The 20,677-nt window shown below is 43.0% G+C and carries 16 protein-coding genes; 10 read left to right on the forward strand and 6 right to left on the reverse strand.

Annotated features, from left to right (window positions below; genetic code table 11):
• The first annotated feature begins 19 nt into the window (after positions 1 to 19).
• Genes R7Z10_RS18720 through R7Z10_RS18730 form a run of 3 tightly spaced genes read left to right on the forward strand, consistent with a single transcriptional unit; the run spans position 20 to position 1,816 of the window.
• Complete coding sequence (locus tag R7Z10_RS18720; protein ID WP_140203484.1) at positions 20 to 688, forward strand: hypothetical protein; 669 nt, start codon at positions 20 to 22, stop codon at positions 686 to 688.
• Between the two features lie 8 nt (positions 689 to 696).
• A complete protein-coding gene (locus tag R7Z10_RS18725; protein WP_213892716.1) occupies positions 697 to 1,305 on the forward strand; it encodes a hypothetical protein in 609 nt (202 codons plus the stop codon).
• Between the two features lie 13 nt (positions 1,306 to 1,318).
• Positions 1,319 to 1,816: a hypothetical protein gene (locus R7Z10_RS18730; protein ID WP_213892718.1), complete on the forward strand. Its 498-nt coding sequence runs from the start codon at positions 1,319 to 1,321 to the stop codon at positions 1,814 to 1,816.
• 66 nt (positions 1,817 to 1,882) lie between these two features.
• On the opposite strand, the gene R7Z10_RS18735 is transcribed toward R7Z10_RS18730, so the two are convergent.
• On the reverse strand, positions 1,883 to 3,214 hold the full coding sequence (locus R7Z10_RS18735) for a Fic family protein (protein ID WP_213892720.1): 1,332 nt from the start codon (positions 3,212 to 3,214) through the stop codon (positions 1,883 to 1,885).
• Between the two features lie 469 nt (positions 3,215 to 3,683).
• On the opposite strand from R7Z10_RS18735, the gene R7Z10_RS18740 reads away from it, so the two are divergent.
• Entirely contained in the window at positions 3,684 to 4,583 is a 900-nt protein-coding gene (locus R7Z10_RS18740) for an HNH endonuclease signature motif containing protein (RefSeq protein WP_318105609.1), read from the forward strand.
• 359 nt (positions 4,584 to 4,942) lie between these two features.
• Here the strand turns inward: R7Z10_RS18740 and R7Z10_RS18745 are convergent, their stop codons facing one another.
• The 3 genes from R7Z10_RS18745 to R7Z10_RS18755 form a co-directional block, all read right to left on the reverse strand.
• Complete coding sequence (locus tag R7Z10_RS18745; protein ID WP_014232713.1) at positions 4,943 to 6,982, reverse strand: ATP-binding protein; 2,040 nt, start codon at positions 6,980 to 6,982, stop codon at positions 4,943 to 4,945.
• Positions 6,979 to 8,397, reverse strand: a complete 1,419-nt coding sequence (locus R7Z10_RS18750; protein WP_014232712.1) for an SIR2 family protein — start codon at positions 8,395 to 8,397, stop codon at positions 6,979 to 6,981. Before R7Z10_RS18750 ends, R7Z10_RS18745 begins: the two co-directional genes overlap by 4 nt.
• Positions 8,398 to 8,490: 93 nt before the next feature.
• Positions 8,491 to 9,087 carry a tyrosine-type recombinase/integrase gene (locus tag R7Z10_RS18755; RefSeq protein WP_041154776.1) on the reverse strand — a complete coding sequence of 199 codons (597 nt, stop codon included), beginning with the start codon at positions 9,085 to 9,087 and terminating at the stop codon, positions 8,491 to 8,493.
• 109 nt (positions 9,088 to 9,196) lie between these two features.
• Here R7Z10_RS18755 and R7Z10_RS18760 point away from each other — a divergent pair, with 109 nt between their 5' ends.
• The 5 genes from R7Z10_RS18760 (at position 9,197) to R7Z10_RS18780 (ending at position 17,230) form a co-directional block, all read left to right on the forward strand.
• Positions 9,197 to 10,900, forward strand: a complete 1,704-nt coding sequence (locus R7Z10_RS18760) for a class I SAM-dependent DNA methyltransferase (RefSeq protein ID WP_041154775.1) — start codon at positions 9,197 to 9,199, stop codon at positions 10,898 to 10,900.
• A complete protein-coding gene (locus R7Z10_RS18765) occupies positions 10,890 to 12,143 on the forward strand; it encodes a restriction endonuclease subunit S (RefSeq protein WP_318105612.1) in 1,254 nt (417 codons plus the stop codon). The genes R7Z10_RS18760 and R7Z10_RS18765 overlap by 11 nt, the downstream gene beginning before the upstream one ends.
• Positions 12,136 to 13,362: an ankyrin repeat domain-containing protein gene (locus R7Z10_RS18770; protein ID WP_318105613.1), complete on the forward strand. Its 1,227-nt coding sequence runs from the start codon at positions 12,136 to 12,138 to the stop codon at positions 13,360 to 13,362. Before R7Z10_RS18765 ends, R7Z10_RS18770 begins: the two co-directional genes overlap by 8 nt.
• Positions 13,359 to 13,940 (forward strand): hypothetical protein, encoded by a 582-nt coding sequence (locus R7Z10_RS18775; protein ID WP_238778001.1) that lies wholly within the window; start codon positions 13,359 to 13,361, stop codon positions 13,938 to 13,940. The genes R7Z10_RS18770 and R7Z10_RS18775 overlap by 4 nt, the downstream gene beginning before the upstream one ends.
• Before the next feature lie 62 nt (positions 13,941 to 14,002).
• The gene (locus R7Z10_RS18780; RefSeq protein ID WP_318105616.1) at positions 14,003 to 17,230 is read left to right on the forward strand and encodes a type I restriction endonuclease subunit R; all 3,228 of its coding nucleotides are present in this window, start codon (positions 14,003 to 14,005) and stop codon (positions 17,228 to 17,230) included.
• A gap of 337 nt (positions 17,231 to 17,567) precedes the next feature.
• Here the strand turns inward: R7Z10_RS18780 and R7Z10_RS18785 are convergent, their stop codons facing one another.
• Positions 17,568 to 18,692 (reverse strand): GGDEF domain-containing protein, encoded by a 1,125-nt coding sequence (locus tag R7Z10_RS18785; protein ID WP_181387656.1) that lies wholly within the window; start codon positions 18,690 to 18,692, stop codon positions 17,568 to 17,570.
• Positions 18,693 to 19,130: 438 nt separating this feature from the next.
• Positions 19,131 to 19,385 (reverse strand): helix-turn-helix domain-containing protein, encoded by a 255-nt coding sequence (locus R7Z10_RS18790; RefSeq protein WP_181387657.1) that lies wholly within the window; start codon positions 19,383 to 19,385, stop codon positions 19,131 to 19,133.
• Positions 19,386 to 19,816: 431 nt separating this feature from the next.
• On the opposite strand from R7Z10_RS18790, the gene R7Z10_RS18795 reads away from it, so the two are divergent.
• Complete coding sequence (locus R7Z10_RS18795; RefSeq protein ID WP_004589546.1) at positions 19,817 to 20,413, forward strand: HD-GYP domain-containing protein; 597 nt, start codon at positions 19,817 to 19,819, stop codon at positions 20,411 to 20,413.
• Positions 20,414 to 20,677 lie beyond the last annotated feature (264 nt).

The following is a 20,677-nucleotide window of genomic DNA, read 5'->3' on the forward strand; positions in this document are numbered from 1 at the left end:
ACAAAAGAGCAAGAATAGAATGAAATCAATGTTTTCTGAGGGTTCTGTTCTTGCTCGCCCATTTGTGATGCCACAAGTGGCCGAGCAGGAACAAACTGAAACTGCATTTTTTGAGTCTGTAACAGAAGACCAACTTCTTGAGTCAATCAACCGTGCATCAACCATCATGGCTCGCCAAGACGCAGCAGCGGCTTGTGTTCAGTGGGTTAACGGTGGTGACAGCTCAATCGACAACCTAGACGCAATGCTATTTGGCATGGCTGGTGGCGATGACGATACCGAGCTAACCGATGGCCAAGTAGCACTATACGAATCGCTACAGGAAGCGGCTAGCGAGTTCATTGCTCAAGTTGGCCAGCCAAAAGAGGGCGACATGCTAGAAGCACTGGAAGATCCAGAAGCAGCAGATCGCATCTTTGAATCCCTAGAGCGTGGCCTAGACAACGTGGACTCAGACGAAGCGATTGCAGAGTTCGCCGTTCGTGAATCCATGATGCTTGAAGCGCTTAAGAAAGTGATCCGTGATGGCAAGGTAACTTACATCAAAACGAATCGCCGTAAGCGCCGTATGAGTGCAGCACAAAAAGCAGCACTTAAGAAAGCGCGCGCGAAAGCTCACAGCTCATCGGCTAAAGCAGCTCGCAAAAAGTCTAACCGCATGCGCGATTCTCGCGGCATGGACAAGTAAGGAAAGCAATGGCTGTAATTATCGGCGTACCTAATGATGATGGCGTGTCTATCCACAATAAATGCGCCATTACACAAGTCATAGGCGGTCAAGAGGTTACGGTCATTGGTTACATGACTGATGAGTGTCAGCTTGCCTTTAGAGCGATATGGGAAGCGCCGTTTGAGGGCGATTCCGTGGGTAACATCAATGCCCTAGATAAAACGTCCTCAGTCGCGCAAACCGTGTCGGATAAGACGAGTAAAACACTATGGAACAGTCAGCAAGTTTGGCAAGGAAACGAACCGCCAGAAATCACAGCAACGCTGAAATTTGTCGCGTTCACCAATGCCAAATCAGAGGTTAATGATCCCATTAAATACCTGGCTCAGATGATAAGTCCCGAGCTGCAAAATACTGTTCCAGTCAGTTCCGATGGCCTTGGTGGCCGTGTTCCAAGTGATGCGCGATTCAAGATTGGCAAAGCGCTCAATCTACCCATGCGTATTAGCGAGGTGAGTTATGACATTAACGCACCTAAGACGCGAGACGGGAATTTCGCTTACAACACGGTAACTATTACCGCCGCTCCTAAGCAAATGATTAATCAGTCACAGATTCCGAACCACTTTCAATAGCATAGGTGTAATTATGGCCGGAGCATTTAACGCAAAAGGCGATATGAATTTCTTAAAACAGAAATTCACTAAGAACGTCCAAGCTGGCGAAAAGATGATGGGTACAGAGTTCGAGATGAAAATCGAAGAATACCCTAATCTTAGCGTTTTGGTGCGTTCTACTCAGTTTCCAGCAATGGGTCGTGCAGACGTAGAAGATTTTGGCCAAATGGGCTTGGGCTACATCCAAAATGGTGCGCTTGAGAACAAAGGCGAAATCACGGTGACGTGCGTAGAAACGATCACAGGTACAGTGCTAGAAATGCTACGTGAGATCGTTCGTGAAAAGAAAATGGTCACTGTCGTTATCGAGTCTACGCCTGAATCAACTAAGGGTAAGGGTGCAACCTCGCATCGATTCCGTTTGGAGCACGTAAAAGTACGTTCAGACGTGATCGACCTATCGACAGAAGATTCAGCAGCACTTGTTAAGCCAGCTATCACACTGCAATACAACTGGGTAGATTTCTAATCGCCAACCAGTCCTATTCTATTCCCTACAAAAAGGCCGCCAGTTTGGCGGCTTTTTTTGATGCTCTTAAGCTTTGGTTAGCCTATCTTTCAAGTCGGCTGGTGCAATGTAGGTATTCTCGTTGCCATCCTTTGATTTGAACAGCAATTTCAGCTCCACCAGCTTCTCAAGATACTTGCGCGCAGAGGTATGAGACACGTCAAAATCAGACTGAATTTCCTTAACTGAAAAGACACGTCCGGCTGTTTCTAATCCCTTGGCCAGAATCACAATGTGCGGCAGTTTCAACACATCCTTAAGATTGGATTCATCGAGTAGATCGCGCACCTCTCTCGTATCTTCAATCTTAGATTTAATGTACTCGTTAAAGCGCTCAATCGCCTTAATGATGACCGTTAACTGGTAGTCCACAAAGTGCGTTAAGTCGTTGTCGTCCGTTTCGGTGTAAACGTAGCTTCTAACGTACTTGGTTGACGCGAGTTTAAGTGGCGCAGAGATCGAGACGTACTTAAAGTTCTCATAACCATGCTTAAGGATGAACCAGTAGAAAAGCGCCCTAGCCGTTCTCCCGTTGCCGTCCATGAATGGGTGAATGTAGCCAATCATGAAGTGCAGAATACAAGCCTTAACGATTGGGTTAATAAAATTGGTGTTGGTGGTATGGTCGGTATTGGCGAAGTCACATAGTTGCTCAATGAGCTTCAAAACGTGCTCATGTTCGGGTGCTTCGTGAACAATATCGCCAGTGGCCACGTCTCTAACCATGACCGCATCCGTTCTATATTGGCCAGCAACGTGCTCATTCTCTAACACGCCATCGGTGGCTATTTCATTAAATCCGCTAATCAATTCTGGTGTGAGCTCTACATCCTTAAGATCATCGGCCATCATAATCAAACGCCAGTTATTGATAATCATCCGTTCGGAGTCATCTTTAGGCTCACGTTCCGTTTCAAGCATTTCCTTGGCCACTTTGCGCGTTGTGGCCGCTCCCTCCAATTGAGCGCTGCTAATGGCTTCTTCCATGATCACGCTTTTCACTAGGTGTGCCTTTTTATCTTGAGCAGATAGCGGCAAATCTTCTAGTTTGAGCTGTTTATCGATGCGGAATAGCTTAGCGTCGAGACTGGCGGCACTAAGCTGGAACGGATTGCCCTTTTCATCAACAAGCGAAATGTCGTTAAGGCCACGTCTGATTTTTAGGGCATGCCAAGCGTAGCCCTTTTGGTCGCGTTTAAACTCTTTTGAACGGTACTGAAAGTCATTCCAATGCAAGTAATTACCGCTGCTATCAAACCCGTACTCAATTGGGTCTAGCTGACCGATTAGTTCTACTACTTTCATGAAATCAGTAGGTTTTGCTGGTGGGATGCTGACTCCCGCTATCTTTTTGCTCATGACGTGAAACTTTTTGAAAATGTTTAATGCATCTAGTATTGCACACAGGAAGTGGGAGTCAATCGATTATCTATCTAGGAGTTACAAGGGGTGTAATGCTTTGCTGAATACTTTCAATAATACAGTTGCCCCTTAACTTCCATCCCAATCGATCAATATTTTATGCCAGTGATCAACAACTGTCGGTAGACAGTAAAGTTCAAAACCTTTCGAATAGTTGGCTTTTCAGGAAGTCACTCTAAAATTCACTTCGTAACACTTATAAGTGCCCTAAAACGTGTTGGGGCTGACCTCGGCAACCACGCCTTGTCACCGAAACAAGTGATGAACCAAAGTATGAGCATAGATTTTCTGTTAACTTTGATATGCAAAAAGTAATACTGGTCAAAAGTTAAGAACTAACACCGATTAACCTAATCAAACATTTATATTTACACAAATAAAAACTAACTACTAAGTAAGGTAGATAATGTCACGAAAAAAATTTATGGAATCCTACGGCGCAACTAATCGCAACGCTCGGTATGGCTGGGCCTTTGTGAATCACGAAAAAAAGGAAGTATATTTTGGTGCGTGGGATGTCAATACAAACGGAAACAGAGCGTTGATTTTTTCAATGGCCTGGGAGTTCAATAACGAAGGGCGTAGGGTTAATGCATTTGGCGAAGCTCTTGAGTATATAAAACTAGTAGAAAATGAAGGTTATTCATTAAGAACATTCCCAATAATATGGGATGAAGATAACGACGGTTACGCAGATACAGGCAGCGCCAAGATAAAAGAGTATATTGAAGAAGTCTCTGACATGTCTCTAGATATTGTTGGCGGTAATTACTATGCGGTTGGTAACCATAAAGCAAAGCACTCTAAAATGCCTTTACCCAACGTAGCACAAGACATCGATGGTATATTCGGTACTACTACTAATAAGACTGAGCGCGAAAGCTTAGTACTTTCTCGTGTTGGACAAGGGCAATTTAGACAAAACGTCATCAACGTTTGGGGTAATGGTGAGAGCTGTGCGTTAACCCTTACACCGGTGCGCGAGATATTAATTGCATCTCATATAGTGCCTTGGTCTAAATGCGAAAGTGATGAGCAGAGGATTGATGGGGCAAATGGTATTCTACTCTGTGCTCATATTGATAAACTCTTTGACGCGCACCTGCTAACCTTCACAAAGAAGGGCTCGAAGTACATATCTAAGTTATCACCCAACCTTGATACTTCACTGTTAAAAGGTTTGGGAATTCAAGGTGGTGAGGAGCTTTGTTCTGAAGAGATCAGTGAACAGCATCGTGACCGATTCGAAAAGTATTTAGAAGTGCATAACAACGAGTTCAACTTCAAGATCTCACAGACTCGCTAAACTATCACTATCTCGATCATTTGGAGTTTAAGTATTCTAATTAAAGAGCCCTACGTGATTCGTCGCGGTGATTGCAGTTAGGTGGATTTGCCAGGACGTCATCGCACGATACAGATATATTGATACAGATATATTGATCTAACTAACTCCTGCCCCATTATTGGTTTCGTCTAACAAATTTGCGATTTCAATCAGTCGCAATTTACCCAAATATAACTCATGTGACGTTAATAATAGTTATGCGGTGAAAGTGAAATTTTAATTGGATTGGTAAGTCGCTTCGGGACAAAAGCGCCTTAGATTAGTTAACCTTAATTCGTGTTGTAAGGCATATCTTTGGCGCTATTTTAACAGATAAATTAATCTCGGTTTTGCCACTCTTCAACGATTGGCTGCCAGTTTACTTCACGTGGCTCAGTTGTGGAGTTAGACCATACGTTCCAAAAGTCTGGATCATCAGATTGTGGTCTTTGTTCTTCAGTAAGTTCTTTCATTCGAACTAAAACGGGGAGTTCAGAAGCCCATCCGAGTAAAATTGCATGTCGTGATGGTAGTGATGGTAGCTCTCTTAATAATCCCCTCATGTTATCGGGAACAAGCCTATGGACTTGTTCTTGGTCTCTATCATTGCTAATTCTGTGCAATAAAAAAGTATTACATTGAGACAGAACAGTGGGAGATAGCTCAGAAGGTCGTTGGGATGATACTACTAGACCTAAACCAAATTTCCGCCCTTCGCGAGCGATCTTTTCAAAGACTTTGCAGCACACATCAGAGACTGACTGACTCTCACTTTCTTCTTTGTATCGTTTGATAAATGTATGGGCTTCCTCTGCAACCATTACTGTCGGTAATGGTTTTCCATTCATTTTCCTGTATCGTTGAAGAGCTTCAAAAGTCACTCTAGAGATTACTGCTGTTACAAGATGGATAATTTCATTTGGAACGAGTGAAAGGTCGATAACTGTGATAGCACCATGAGTGTCCTTCCCAAGAAAAGTATCTAACCAATTAGTTAAACTGATAGGTTCCTCCGAATCTTTAGTGACGGCACTAATTCGGGTGTCACCTAACATTGTGCGAATTCGAGTCAAAAGAAATTCCACGAATTGCTCTGTTCCTGTTTCTTGTGCTAAAGCTTCGAGATATGCTACGAAGTCATCACCTTCAAAACGAATAGGCGTATCTTCACTTTTCGGGAGAAGTTCTTGTTCATCGCCGCCAAGTGCAACATGAGCTTGTTTTAAGTCAGCAATCAACCTGTCTGTATCACCGACATCAGGCTTAGCAGGCCACTGTATTCCTCTTCTGGAGGATAGATACGCATTTATCGTACTTATTAGGTTATCGAAAGGTTGGTTGTCGATTTTTTCGTTTAGTGTTAAAAGGCTACTTTCCCATGACGTTAAACTTTCAACTAAGCCCTTGGCAGGGCCAGCATTCACATATATCTGCCCTTGACTTGCTAGTTGCCTTATTGAAACGAGAAGTATTCCGCAAAAATGTTTTGCTTGAATTGTTACGTCATCTTCTGACAACACATCATTTCTCATCGCCCTCAAAGCTCGTCGTAGCAATGGGAGTTGAACTTTTGAACTTGCTTGAGTGAACGCTCCCCACTCAGAACTATTCCATAGCCATGATGGTACTTTAAGATCTAGCTCACCATCATCAGAGTTAGCTTCTACGCGTAATAACTTACCCTTGTATTTTGACTTTGGGCCAAATGCTCGGCTGTACTCCCCATTAGGATCAAGTATTATGAATCGAGCATTTGGGGTCTTTCCCTGTTGTAAAACTGCGTCCAAAGACCATTGAATTAGCCCCGCCACAGAACAAGACTTACCACTACCCGTATTGCCCAAAACAGCTATATGTCGCCCAAAAAGCCTATCGGGATCGATTTTTATTTCTGCATTGTTAGCTAGAGGACTATCTCCTATTTTAACCCTTCTGTTTTCACCTGATTCGATTATTGAGTTTAATTGTTTATCAGTAGGTAGGAGTACTGAATCACCAACCGAAGGAAATGCATCTGTTCCTCTAGTGAATCTGAAGCCATCGTTTTTTCTATCGCTTCTCAATGTCCCAACGGGGTTGATACTGAGCTTTTTTAGTGGAAAAGGTAGATCTATCAAGCCAAAATCTTGCAAGCCTCTTCTCTTTGGATATGGCGAGTGTTCTACTGCGATCCACTCAACTTGACCAACGAGAAACCCATCATCACTGTTTATCAGTACATAGCTATTTATCCGGGGAAAGTTGCGAGGAGAACCTCCTTGAAGAGACACTGAGTCTGGAGAATCAATTTCTAAGGAAACTCTAATTTCACTAGGCGATACAAAACCAACGGTTCCGATTCGTAGCTGCTCTAGTCTTTCTATAGGCAAGTAACTCATAGTGTTACCTCGGTGGTAGTTGCATTACCTGAGTGTTCTGACTGGATAAAGCCTCGCTGCTTTAGTAGTTCGGCCATCTTTATTGATGCTTTATCTATGGCTGGTTTAGGTAGATAGTTATCAACCAAAGTTTTGAGGTCACCTAAATGGTCACCCATTAGTAAAGTGATTTGAGCTTTTCTTCCACTTTTACTAATGAAGTTCATAATTCTTCCGAGCGGGTCACCGAAAGCAATGATGACGAGATGGGTAGATGGAACGGTAAGCATATCTTCAATTACTCGGTTTATATGCTCATCACCAAAGCTATAGCCATACGTGACTAATGTACTGTTTGGACGGCTAGTCGCTGCTGCTAAGTCTCTAAATAGCTCTACATAGGGGTACTCTGCGGTTTCTCTGTCTTTGACTGAATTAGGGTAAATCATTAGTTGTTCATAGCTATTGCTTTCGTGACCTTCTGCTTCTAAAAACGGTTCAACAGAGCGTGCTCCAAAAGGTAAACCAAAGCGCCTAATCGCACCATCTTGTTCGTGCCAATCAAGAGAACCGTGAAGCTTGGTAAAACGAGCCACTCCTTCCAAATATCTTGGTTCACCACGTATTCCCGGAGGGTTATAGTGATAATCAACTTCTAATCTTGAGGATCTAAAAACGGGAGCGATACTTCCAACAAAACGATCTATGAGTCTTAAACCTGCAAGTTCAGCACCAACCTCGATAATTCGGTCGTAGTTCGTTGTAAAAATATGCAATCTATCGCGTGTAGCGGTTCTACTTGCAAAGCTCATTAAGAAGCTCACAAGATAGTTGAAAGTTTCCTCTTTTCGTTTTGGTTCAGCACTTTTAATTAAGTGTTCTCCGTTACTGACAGATTTTGAAAACTCACCTAGACATCGAGACAACTCCCCCTTAATTGCATCTAAATCAGCTTTTAGGTCTCTATAGGCTACAAAAGGAGCTGGAGGGTTTTCAGGTTGTGGGTTATTTAACACTGTTAGAATTTCAAGCCCTTTGATAAGTTCATTAATAGCTCTTATTTGATCTTCTATATTTCCTTTATCGCGACCAGCCGCTGTGGCAGCTTTTGTAGCGAATGCATTTATTTCGCTTTGACAGACGGCTAGATCACTGATCCACCCCATTCCAGCAGGAGGCGCACCTGTTGCCGACATTTGAATAGACGTACTCAAACCTGCACCGATCAATAGATTTAAATGTTCGGATTGAAAAAGAGCTGTTAACCAAGGCTCGATATTTTGACGCAATTTCTCTATCGATACTTCGGAACCTTGTTCTCCCCATGTACTATTCGTTGAGAGGGTAAAAGGATAAGAATCACTTTGCTCATTGGGGTTTGGCATTAGCTCAATAATATCGGGAACACTGCCAACTTTAATGTGCTGAGTAGTCATAAATGCACTTCTTATATTTGTATGAAAGATATAGTGTTGGGGACACAAACAACTGCCATTAATGTTTACAACTTAAGCCGTTGGCATTGAATCTTACGTCTCGCAACTCTCCGAAATCCTTAGCGCATCTTCAATCTCAACACCAAGGTATTCAATCGTACTTTCTAACTTAGCATGTCCAAGAAGTAACTGGATAGCACGTAAGTTCTTGGTTTTGGCGTAGATCAAAGAAGCCTTGGTGCGACGTAGCGAATGTGTGCCGTACTGAGATTTATCTAAACCGATATCCGTTACCCATCTGTTAACCATAGTCGTGTAGTAATGGTAAGAGATTGGTTGACCTTGACGACGTGGGCTTGGGAACACGTAGTCGGTTGGCGTCAGACAATTCTTAATAATCCATTGAGATAAGGTTTGTTGGGTCTTAGGCGTGATCTCGAAGTGCACTTCTTGATGGGTTTTCTGTTGCTTCACAATAGCTCGTGACATCACACAACCACTGCGGCTAACGTCTTGTACCTTTAGGTTACGCAAGTCACATGCTCTGAGTTTGCTATCGATGGCAAGGTTAAACAACGCCAATTCAAATAACCGTTCCTCAAGCTCCAATCGAATTCGAATGCGCCAAATGTCTTCCAATTTGAACGCTTTCTTCTGTCCAACTCTTTTTCCTTTATTCCAAGCAGCCATAATGTGCTCCTTACTTCATAAAAATCACTGTTAAGTAAGGCAGAACTCAAGGAAGTTTGCTTAGTTACTGGTATCATAAGGTAAATTTTTCGAATTCAAGAAATCAGCAATGAACGAACAAGAACAACTATTCCTCAAAGAGCTGGAAAGCAAGCTCTGGACAGCCGCAGACAAACTCCGTGCGTCACTCGATGCCTCTCAATACAAACATGCGGTGCTTGGCTTAATTTTCGTTAAATACGTGTCTGACGCCTTCATGTTGCGCCAAGAAGAGCTAAAACAAGACTTTGCTAATCCTGATCACGAGTACTTCCTCGATCCTGAAGGTTACACGGCTGAAGAACTTGAACAAGAAATCGCGATTGAGCTGGAACAGCGCGATTACTACAAAGAGAAAAACGTGTTTTGGTTGCCTACAGAATCTCGTTGGAAGTTCCTGCAAGACAATGGCCCGATGGTTATTGGTGGTGCCGATTTGGTTATTGATGGTAAAACGAAGAAAATCACGTCTGTTGGTCACCTGATTGATAATGCATTGGAGGGGATTGAGCGCGACAACCAGAAGCTAAAAGGTGTACTCAACAAGCACTACGCCGCTCTAAAAATTGATCAGTCAAAACTTAATGAGCTGATTAACCTCATCGCGACCATCCCATTCAATCATAAGTCGCTTAACAGCAAAGATATTCTTGGTCATATTTACGAATACTTCCTAGGCCAATTTGCTCTTGCTGAAGGTAAGAAAGGCGGTCAGTTCTACACGCCTGCATCAATCGTTTCGCTGATTGTTGAGATGATTGAGCCGTTTGAAGGCCGTGTGTATGACCCTGCAATGGGTTCGGGCGGTTTCTTTGTGCAATCAGAGAAGTTTATTGAGCGCCGCGCTAACCAAAAAGAGATTGACCCACTCACGCAAAAACAAAGAATCTCTATTTACGGTCAGGAATACAACTACACCACATGGCAGCTTGCAGCGATGAACATGGCAATCCGTGGGTTGGATTATGATTTTGGTAAGGAACCTGCCAGTACCTACACCAATGACCAACATCCTGATTTGCGTGCTGACTTCATCATGGCTAACCCTCCTTTCAACATGAAAGAGTGGAATACGGGTGTCGATGATAATGATCCGCGCTGGGTATACGGCACACCACCGTCGGGTAACGCAAACTTTGCGTGGATGCAGCATATGCTTTACCACCTAGCTCCTGATGGTTCTCAAGCCTTGTTACTTGCCAATGGCTCGATGAGTTCAACCACCAACAACGAAGGTGAAATTCGTGCGGCCTTAGTCGAGAACGATTTGGTTGAATGTATGGTTGCGCTTCCGGGACAACTGTTTACCAACACCCAGATCCCTGCTTGTATCTGGTTTTTAACCAAAAACAAGAAAGCCCGTACCGATAAATCAGGCCGAAAACTACGTGATCGTAAAGGTGAAGTGTTGTTTATTGATGCACGTAACCTTGGCTATATGAAAGACCGTGTGCTTCGAGATTTTACCCAAGATGATATCCAGAAAGTCGCTGACCTTTACCATGCATGGAAAACGGGTGCGGAAGTAAATGGTGTCGCTTACGAAGACCAAGCAGGCTTCTGTAAATCAGCAACGTTAGAAGAGATTAAGAAACACGATTTTGTGCTCACTCCGGGACGATACGTTGGTGCTGCTGAAGAACTAGATGATGGTGTTCCATTTGCTGAAAAGATGACTGTTCTAACCAGTAAGTTAAGTGAACAGTTTGCAGAATCAGCAACACTAGAAGCTGAGATCAAGAAGAACCTAGTGGAGTTGGGTTATGAGCTTTGAAACCGCGACTCTAGATTCATTGTGCGAACTTGTAGTTGACTGTCCTCATTCAACACCAAAATGGACTGATGAAGGGATTATTGTCTTACGAAATCAGAATATCAAAAATGGTGTTCTAGATCTTTCCGCTCCTAGTTTTACTAACGAAGAAGATTATCAAAAACGAATAAAACGAGCAGCCCCAAAAGCAGGTGATATCGTATTTACGCGTGAAGCCCCGATGGGTGAAGTATGCATGATACCGGAAGGCTTAAAGTGCTGCTTAGGACAGAGGCAGGTATTATTACGTCCAAAATCTGATGTAAATGGACAATATCTATTTTGGGCTTTGCAATCTCCTTACGTCCAGCAGCAGATAGCTTGGAATGAAGGAACAGGTTCCACAGTTAGTAATGTTCGAATTCCTGTATTAAAAGCCTTGAATATTCCTCGAATTGGCAATGAGGATATGGTTGCGAAGTCATTGTCTGATATTGCCTCAAAAATGGCGCTAAATACACAAACCAACCAAACCCTAGAACAAATGGCACAAGCTATCTTCAAATCGTGGTTTGTCGATTTCGATCCAGTTAAAGCCAAAATGAATGGCGAGCTGCCAGAGGGGATGGATGCTGCCACTGCCTCGCTATTCCCCGAAAAGCTAGTTGAATCTGAGTTAGGCTTGATTCCTGATGGGTGGGAATTAACTAATATTGGTAAGGTTTCTGAGTGCTTCGATAAAAAAAGAATTCCCCTATCAAAAAGGCAGCGAGAGCAGAAGCAAGGTTCGATTCCTTATTATGGTGCAACATCTGTGATGGATTATGTTGATGAAGCAATCTTTGATGATATCTATTTGCTTATTGGTGAAGATGGTTCAGTTATGAAAGATGATGGCACCCCGTTCATTCAGTACATATGGGGGCCTGCTTGGGTCAATAACCATGCTCATGTTCTTCAAGGAATTAAGCCTGTTTCTACTGAGCAATTGATGCTGTTTTTTCAACAAACAAACATCAATGCTTATGTAACTGGTGCTGTGCAGTTAAAAATCAACCAACGTAACATGAATAGCATTCCGTTCATCAAAGCATCTAAGGAAATAAACGAGCGCTTCTATGATGTAGTTGCACCTCTGTATGCAAAAATTCGAGCAATCAAAGAAGAAAATGAACAGCTTGCCAAGCTCCGCGACACCTTGCTTCCTAAATTGCTTTCCGGCGAAATCGAGTTAGACGTCGAAAAGGTTAATACGAATGACTGAACAATTATTAACTGCCATTGAGTCTGGTGATTTGGCGCTATTGAAAGACGTGCTAGAACATCAGCCAGAGTTAGTTAACACGATCTTTGAAGAATTAGAAGCAACGCCATTTGAGCTTGCTTTGAAAAATGGATTCTCGACACTCGCCGAAAACGTTATTAATCGTGACGGTTTTGATATCAACCATGCAGGTCATAACCCACTTCGGTTAGCAATCGAACTAGGTTTCTTGGATATTGCTAAAGCACTGTTACACAAAGGCGCAAACCCGAACTATCGACCACAACAAATAAGCAGTGCATTGTTGCTTTGTTTAGACAATGAATACTTTGAGCTCGCTGAGTTGATGGTCGAAAAAGGCGCTGAAGTTAACATTCGTAACGACAAGGGCTGGACACCATTGATTTGGGCATCAATGAAAGGCCGACTCAAAGCGGTTGAATTTCTGCTTAAGCACGGAGCAGCCGTCGATGTTTGCAATAACGATGGCTGGAATGCGGTTACGGGCGCTTATTTCAAACAACGTTTAGAAGTAGTCGATAAGCTCCTTGCTCAAGGTGCGGTATTCAGCGCCAAGTACTCAGAAGCCGCTATGCTGTCAGCGTATCAAAATGGGCATGTCAACATCACTAAGAAGCTACTAGCTGATGGCGTTAATCCAGATGTGAAAAACGAAGATAATGAAACGATGCTGATTATCGCCGTTACTAAAGGTGATGATGAAATGATCAAAGCGCTCGTTACTGCTGGTGCGAATCCTAACGCAAAAAATAAAGACTCACACCCAGCGTTATCTTTATTGGCTCAAAATGGCAAAAATGAACTCATTTCGTTGCTGATAGATAAAGGTGCGGATGTAAATCTTCAGAGTAAGTCTGGAAGAACTGCCGCTTATTGGGCAGCAAGTTATAACCAAGCATCAACATTAGAAGTTCTCCATAGTAAAGGTGCCAATCTTGATTTGCGAAATGAGGATGGATGGTCACCTTTGATGGTAGCAGCAAGTCAAGGTTATTTAGAGTCTGTTACGACATTAATGAGGTTGGGGGCCAATACAGAGCTAGCCCATAATAAACAGGGTACAGCTCAACAGATAGCTAGAGGTAATGCCCCGAAACATGGAAATACTTCAAAAGTAAATGGCCACTATGTACACCCACTAGTTGAGTCAAGCTATAAACAAATTGTTAAGTTGTTGAGCGAGGAACGCCAACAGTGATAGCTCAAAGCTCAGTTTTTGATGCAGTCCGTCGTGGTTATAACGAGTTAGAACTCGCAAGTAACGACGACATTCTTGATTACTTCTCTGATGTCGACCCCGATGCGATGTCGGGACATATCAGCAATATCAAAGGCATTGTGTTTGAGCAAGAAGTTGTTACTGCACTCAATGAGCAAGGTATGGATGCCTTGTTATTTGAAGCAACTAACCACCCCATTTCGGATATTGCTCTGATGAGTGATGGTGATATTGCCGCAGAAGTTCAGCTTAAAGCGACAGACAGCGTCAGTTATATCAATGAGACGCTTGCTGAAAACTCAGACATCCCAATTATTGTCACTAGTGAGGTCGCCGATAGCTTTGATAGCACGATGGTGATTGATTCAGGAATAGATAATGTTGCATTGGGTGATACTGTTTCAGAAGTATTATCAGGTGAAATTATCAACAATGTTGGTGAAACTGTCGTAAGTGATGTTGTGAGTGAAGGACTAGCCGATATTGTGGCAGATGTGGCTTTGCCAGTCAGTCCGATAGGATTTGGGATTGGGTTGTTATTCGGATTGCCATTCTAAAACGAGGGACTTTGAATGAATTTAGAATCAAAAGTTACAAATGTTCCATTTGAGGTAGCAATGTGATTACAGAAGACCAACTAGAACAACAATGCCTCGATTGGTTTAAAGAGCTAGGCTACCAATACCAAAATGGCTATGACATCGCACCGGATGGCAACACACCCGAGCGTGAAAACTATCAGCAAGTCACGCTACAGGCGCGGTTAGTGTCGGCATTGGAAACGTTGAACCCTAATGTACCGAGTGACACCTTAATCGAAGTGGCGAAAACCGTTGCCATGCCGCAAACGCCAATCCTGATCAAAAATAACAAGGCTTTTCACCAATATTTAATCGAAGGTGTGCCTGTTGAATACTCGGTAATGGAGCACGAACAATGGGTAACCAAGCATACTCATGTTCGATTAATTGACTTTGACGACCGCGAGAATAACGAATTCTTAGTGATCAATCAGTTCACCATCACAGGCACCAAAGTCAATCGTAGACCAGATGTGATTGTCTTTATCAATGGGTTGCCAATGGCGGTCATTGAGCTGAAAAATCCAGCCGATGATCACGCCGATATTTGGAATGCTTACAATCAAATTCAAACTTATAAAGAAGAAATCGCTGATCTCTTTGTGTTCAATGAAGCGCTGGTCATTTCAGATGGATGGACGGCGCGAGTCGGCTCGTTAACGGCTAATAAAGAACGTTTCTTGCCATGGAAGACGATAGAGAGTGAAGACGACAAGCCACTACTCGAATTCCAATTAGAAACCATGGTGCGTGGCTTCTTTAAGCCAGAATTGCTGCTCGATTATATTCGCTACTTCGTATTGTTCGAAAATGATAGCGACAAGATCATCAAAAAAATCGCAGGTTATCACCAATTCCATGCCGTCCGAGCTGCTGTTAAGGCAACCGTCACGGCTGCCACAACGTCTGACCAAATTACTGAGCCACGGGCAAATTACGCCAATACCGTGGTGCCCGGAAGTAAAAAAGCGGGCGTGGTTTGGCATACCCAAGGCAGCGGGAAAAGCATTTCGATGGTCTGTTACGCAAGTAAATTGCTGCAACAACCAGAAATGAATAACCCAACCTTAGTAGTGGTTACCGACCGTAATGACCTAGATGGCCAGCTATTTAACACCTTTACGATGGCGCAAGAAACGCTAAAACAGATCCCTCTGCAGGCAGAAGACCGTGACTCATTGCGCGATTTACTGCTCAATCGTCAATCCGGTGGCATCATCTTCACTACTGTACAGAAGTTTGCTTTACTCGACGAAGAAATGGCACATCCTATCCTTTCTGAACGCTCGAATATCGTGGTGGTTTCCGATGAGGCACACCGTAGCCAGTATGGCAACAAAGCTCGCCTAGTAGATGTTAAAGACGAAGATGGCAACGTGGTTGATCAGCGTTATGTTTATGGTTACTCCAAATACATGCGTGACGCGCTGCCAAATGCCGCTTTTATTGGTTTTACAGGCACACCGATATCAATGGATGATAAAGATACTCGCGGTGTCTTTGGTGATTATGTTTCTATCTACGATATTCAAGACGCGGTCGATGACGGCGCGACAGTGCCGATTTACTACGAATCCCGCTTAGCCAAGCTCGATATAAATCAAGATGAAATCGAAGCGCTTAACGATCAGGTCGAAGAGGAAATTGGCGAAGACGAAGAAACGGAAAGTCGCGAGAAAATAAAATCACAGTGGTCAGCACTTGAGAAACTCGTTGGTGCAGAGCCGCGAATCAAACAAGTTGCCCAAGATCTGGTTGAGCACTTTACCATTCGCTGTGAAACTTTTCCGGGTAAGGCGATGATTGTTGCCATGAGTCGAGAGATTTGTGTGGATTTATACGATGCCATCGTGGCCATCAAACCCGAATGGCACAGCGATGATCCAAACAAAGGCGCGATCAAAATTGTTATGACAGGCAGCGCTGCTGACAAGGCCAAAATGCAGCCTCATATCCATGATAAGAAGACCAAAAAGCTGTTCGAGAAACGTTACAAAGATACCGATGACGAATTGCAATTGGTTATTGTGCGAGATATGTGGTTAACAGGTTTTGATGCGCCTTGTTGTCATACCATGTATATCGACAAGCCAATGAAAGGTCATAACCTGATGCAGGCGATAGCGCGAGTGAACCGCGTGTTTAAGGATAAGCCCGGAGGTTTAGTTGTTGACTATATTGGTATTGCCAATGAACTTAAAAACGCACTGAAGACCTATACCAATAGCCAAGGTAAGGGAAAGCCAACCGTTGATACCGCTGAAGCTTTCGCAGTCTTTATGGAAAAAATCGACGTAATTCGCGGTATGTTTGCCACGCCTGTTGATGGTGACATCTTCAACTATCGTCCGGATTTTGAAACCAAACCGCTGCAACTGCTTCCGGGAGCGGTGAACCATATCTCAGGTCTCTCACACCGCAACAGCAAAGGCGAAGAAGTTCGTGATGGCAAACGCCGTTTCCTTGATGTCATGGCTGCGTTGATGAAAGCCTTCTCATTGTGTAATACCTTGGATGAGGTTGATGGTTATAAGAGTGAAATCGCCTTTTACGGAGCGATCAAGACCGCCTTCTTAAAACACTCAACAGTTGATAAAAAGCGCAGTGATGAATTGCGTAATTCTGCTTTGCGCCAGATCTTGAATAACGCGGTGGTTGCCGATGGAGTGGATGATATCTTTAAAACGGTTGGTTTAGATAAACCGAATATTGGCTTGCTCTCTCCTGAGTTTTTGGAAGATGTCGCCAATATGAAAGAGAAGAATTTAGCCGTAGAACTGCTAGAAAAGCTGTTGCGCGACGAAGTGAAAGCAAGAATGAAAAACGATGTTGTGCAGGAAAAGAAATATTCCGACCGTATTATGTCGACTTTGCAGAAATATCATAATCGCAACATTGAAACCGCACAGGTAATTGAAGAGCTGATCCAGTGGGCCAAAGAGATGCAAGCTGACGCTGAGATGATGGAAAAGCTGGGGCTTTCCACTGATGAAATTGCGTTTTACCGTGCATTGGTCACCAACGAGGCTTCCGTGCGAACGTTAGGCGATGACAACCTTCGTCAACTCGCCATTGAACTCACTCACCAACTGCGTAAATCCGCTACGGTAGACTGGCAAAAACGTGAGAGTGTCCGTGCTCGTATGCGCAACCTTGTACGTCGTTTACTGCGTCGCTGGAAATACCCGCCTGATGCGGCAGAGGAGGCGATTAAGCTAGTTCTCGATCAAGCTGAAGTGCTGGCTGATGGATGGTATGCAGCATAATTTTAATATAGGCAAGAGGTGGAACCTCGCCTTTTGCATATTTATTTATCATTGACTTCCACTTTAGTGGGAGTATCGGTTCGGTCAGAATACATTAAGTAATGAATAGAGATTTTTTAGAGTATCGACTCTAACTGATTTTTGTCCAAAAATGTTTACAGAGCCAAGCTTTGGGACAAAAGCGCCTTAGAACATCCACTCTAAAACATGTATGCCCCAAACTATTTTATAAGGTGTCTTCCATTCGATAGATTTAGCTAATTGGTCTAAAGGTGGCAATAATGCGCAATGCAATTGTATTTGCTAGTTGGAAAGTAGAGCGTTTTTGGGGCTGCTCCTAGAAACCATTAGCTGATACAACAACATTACGACCACTATTTTTTGCTTTGTACAGAGCAGCATCGACCTGTTCTAAATAAAGTTCGACTGTATCTCCACGTTGAGGAACATAACTGAACACCCCAATAGAAGTTGTAATTTGATGGGATATACCAATGTCTTCGCTAGAGATAGTAATAGTTTCAATATTCCCACGAACTCTTTCCGCTAACTCTAGGATTTCAGGACTTGATGACCCAGATACGACCACTAAAAACTCTTCTCCTCCCATCCTGAAGGAGAAATCTCCAGCACGCCTGCAAAGCTTGGAGATTCTCATGCTAGCCTCAACAATAGCTTCATCTCCTTTAGGGTGACCGAGTCGATCATTGAGGGATTTAAAATGATCCAAGTCTATGGAAATGAAGCTGATTAAAGATTTTTCCCTGATAGCTCGTTGAATCTCATTGGGGATTATCTTATTAAAATAACGGCGATTGAAAAGACCTGATAATTCGTCAGTAATAGATAACTGCTCTAACTTTCTATTTGCTGAACGTAGTTCTCCTTCAACCTTAATACGTATTTTTCTCTCTCTAATTAATTCGATTGCTTGGAAAGAAAGCTCATCATACATACCTAGAATAGTATCAATGAGAATACGAATCGAACCACTCATATGTTCATCGGCTATTTCTTTAGATTCAGAAAAGCTCTTACCTTCCATCATTTCATGAACAACAAAGCTCATCCTCTTATCATCATCCAAAATGTGAAAAGCAAGCCAGCGGATCAAAAACTGGATTATTTGCTCTATTACCTCTTGCCAAGAGTTAGCTGAATCCAATTGTCTGATTTTATTTACTTTTGGCAAGAATGAAGCATGGCTTGAGCGATGGGAATCGAGAAAACTTCCATCAGGAAAATACTTTTCCCAAATACTTTCTTCTGTAGAGAAGTGGTATTCTGCATATGCATAAAGTTTATTAAAAGCAAGATCGATATCAACTTTGTTGTCATTTACTATGGTGTTAGCTAACTGATTAAGTATTGAGACCAGTTCTTTGTGTTGGTTGTCAATAAGTTCAATACCTGTCTCAAAATTTTGATTCCACTGAAAAATGACAATATCTTTGCTCTGCATTAATCGAACCCACTCAATTTAAACTTGGCTGGATGAAAGGGTAATTTTACTGAATCAGCCCCAAAATCAAACGTATGCCAACTCTATGATACTGATAATCAGGTATTTTAACATGAAAAAGTTCACTAATCGGCAATAAGTCCATAGTAACAGTAAGGGGCTGTTGCCGAAGTTATCTGCTCTAGTGAGACTGGACTTCTCGTTAACCGAATTTTCAATACCTTTAGTTATTCTTGAGTTGCTAAATTAGTAAAATCACTGACCAGCATTGCCCCGAGACAGGTTTGACGAGTGGTTCGTAAAGTGCGGTTCGGGTTTTACGAACTGAGAAGCTTTTGTCCAGATTGGAGCTACGACATCGGGTGACCGCCCATTCGGGGACAGAGGTGGTTTTAGGTTCACTTAACTTGGCGTTTAAATCTGCTGTGCTGGTGAGAATCAAAACTCGTGATTTGATATCCGTTTGATTTTTGAGCTGAAACTACCTCTGTTAATACCAAGCATTTTTGCAGCCTTTGTTTGATTGCCTCGGGTGTGGATCATCAACTCAGTAAATAGTGTTTCTAACACTATGGGCGTAACCCAAGACATATCAGGTGTTGCCGACAGACTATCAGACCATGTTGGATCTAACTCTGAGCGAAGTAGTTTCTTCAAATGATTTTTGTCGATTGGGGATAAATGGTTATTCATTGGTGCTCTGTTAAAAATGGCGGATGTTAGTGGGTTAGTGAAAAATGATGCACTATATCGTTGCAGGTCTAATGTGTCGAGTCTTAGTAACCTACCTAGATATTCCCTTGCTCTCTTAGGTTTGGGACAGAGACGTTTACGACGCCTAGCTTCGGGACAAAAACGTGTTGAGGCGAATGCCTCAAAAGAGCGATAACCGGTCATTGAGGATGGCTAAATTTTGGGCTAATTAATAGATAAAGTTGTGTCGTTTATTCATATAGTCAAGCAAACGAGCAACGCGTATATCCTACATTTAAATTTATTTAAAATTTTGAAATACCCTCGGTTATTTGTTGGAATGTGGATAGATGAGCTTGAAGTCAGCAAAAATATGCGTGATGAGCGCACTATTAAATTGTTAGGCGTTGCTGAACAAGGAGAGATATTCAATGGCTTTTGCCCTCGCACCAGATCAAGAAAATGCTTACCCATCACTCATTACGGCATTGTGCGCGCGCGATGCGTATACTAGAGGCCATTGTGACCGCGTCTGTGCGCTTGCGTTGGAAGTGGGGCGTGCGGCCGATTTGAGTGCCCCCTCATTAGATGACTTGCGTATTGCCAGTCAATTACACGACGTGGGTAAGATTGGAGTTCGTGATACTGTTCTCTCGAAGCCTGGAAAGCTCACACCTGATGAAAGGGAAGAGATAAAGGCTCACTCGGTTATCGGTGAGAGAATAATTAGTGAGACATTCCTGACAAACAGAGACGAGGTCGCGTCTATTGTCAGACATCATCATGAAGCATTTGATGGAAGCGGATACCCGGACGGACTGGCTGGTGCCGATATTCCCCTGAGTAGTCGAATACTTTCGATCATTGATGCGTATGATGCACTGACGACTAGCAGGCCATACCGCATGGCTAAATCGCACCTTGAAACTATGAATATCTTGAAGCATGAAGTGGACACGAAGTTTGATCCAAATATTTTTTTGTTGTTTACAAAAGTCATAAAGGCCAGTTCGGCACGTGCCTCGTAAACGCTCGTTCCTAGAATACGGTGAACGCTGCCTAAAAAGTCTCTGCAGATGACATTTGATCCGCCACCCACTTTTTTGCTAACGCAAAAGCAGGCGTTGTCTCAAATGCACCTGAGCTCAGGCGTTGCTAATGTCTGCAATTGGCACAGAGCCGTCCTTCGGCTCTAACTCATTTATGCCCCATTATTGGTTTCGTCTAACAAATTTGCGATTTCAATCAGTCGTAATTTACCCAAATATAACTCATGTGACGTTAATAATAGT

This window comes from Vibrio sp. Vb1018 (assembly GCF_033338775.1).
GTDB classification, from domain to species: domain Bacteria; phylum Pseudomonadota; class Gammaproteobacteria; order Enterobacterales; family Vibrionaceae; genus Vibrio; species Vibrio alginolyticus.

Bases quoted from the DNA above. Each gene is read 5' to 3' on its own strand.
- R7Z10_RS18720 (WP_140203484.1), top strand. From the start codon at position 20: ATGAAATCAATGTTTTCTGAGGGTTCTGTTCTTGCTCGCCCATTTGTG.
- R7Z10_RS18725 (WP_213892716.1), top strand. From the start codon at position 697: ATGGCTGTAATTATCGGCGTACCTAATGATGATGGCGTGTCTATCCAC.
- R7Z10_RS18730 (WP_213892718.1), top strand. From the start codon at position 1,319: ATGGCCGGAGCATTTAACGCAAAAGGCGATATGAATTTCTTAAAACAG.
- R7Z10_RS18735 (WP_213892720.1), bottom strand. From the start codon at position 3,214: ATGAGCAAAAAGATAGCGGGAGTCAGCATCCCACCAGCAAAACCTACT.
- R7Z10_RS18740 (WP_318105609.1), top strand. From the start codon at position 3,684: ATGTCACGAAAAAAATTTATGGAATCCTACGGCGCAACTAATCGCAAC.
- R7Z10_RS18745 (WP_014232713.1), bottom strand. From the start codon at position 6,982: ATGAGTTACTTGCCTATAGAAAGACTAGAGCAGCTACGAATCGGAACC.
- R7Z10_RS18750 (WP_014232712.1), bottom strand. From the start codon at position 8,397: ATGACTACTCAGCACATTAAAGTTGGCAGTGTTCCCGATATTATTGAG.
- R7Z10_RS18755 (WP_041154776.1), bottom strand. From the start codon at position 9,087: ATGGCTGCTTGGAATAAAGGAAAAAGAGTTGGACAGAAGAAAGCGTTC.
- R7Z10_RS18760 (WP_041154775.1), top strand. From the start codon at position 9,197: ATGAACGAACAAGAACAACTATTCCTCAAAGAGCTGGAAAGCAAGCTC.
- R7Z10_RS18765 (WP_318105612.1), top strand. From the start codon at position 10,890: ATGAGCTTTGAAACCGCGACTCTAGATTCATTGTGCGAACTTGTAGTT.
- R7Z10_RS18770 (WP_318105613.1), top strand. From the start codon at position 12,136: ATGACTGAACAATTATTAACTGCCATTGAGTCTGGTGATTTGGCGCTA.
- R7Z10_RS18785 (WP_181387656.1), bottom strand. From the start codon at position 18,692: ATGCAGAGCAAAGATATTGTCATTTTTCAGTGGAATCAAAATTTTGAG.
- R7Z10_RS18790 (WP_181387657.1), bottom strand. From the start codon at position 19,385: ATGAATAACCATTTATCCCCAATCGACAAAAATCATTTGAAGAAACTA.
- R7Z10_RS18795 (WP_004589546.1), top strand. From the start codon at position 19,817: ATGGCTTTTGCCCTCGCACCAGATCAAGAAAATGCTTACCCATCACTC.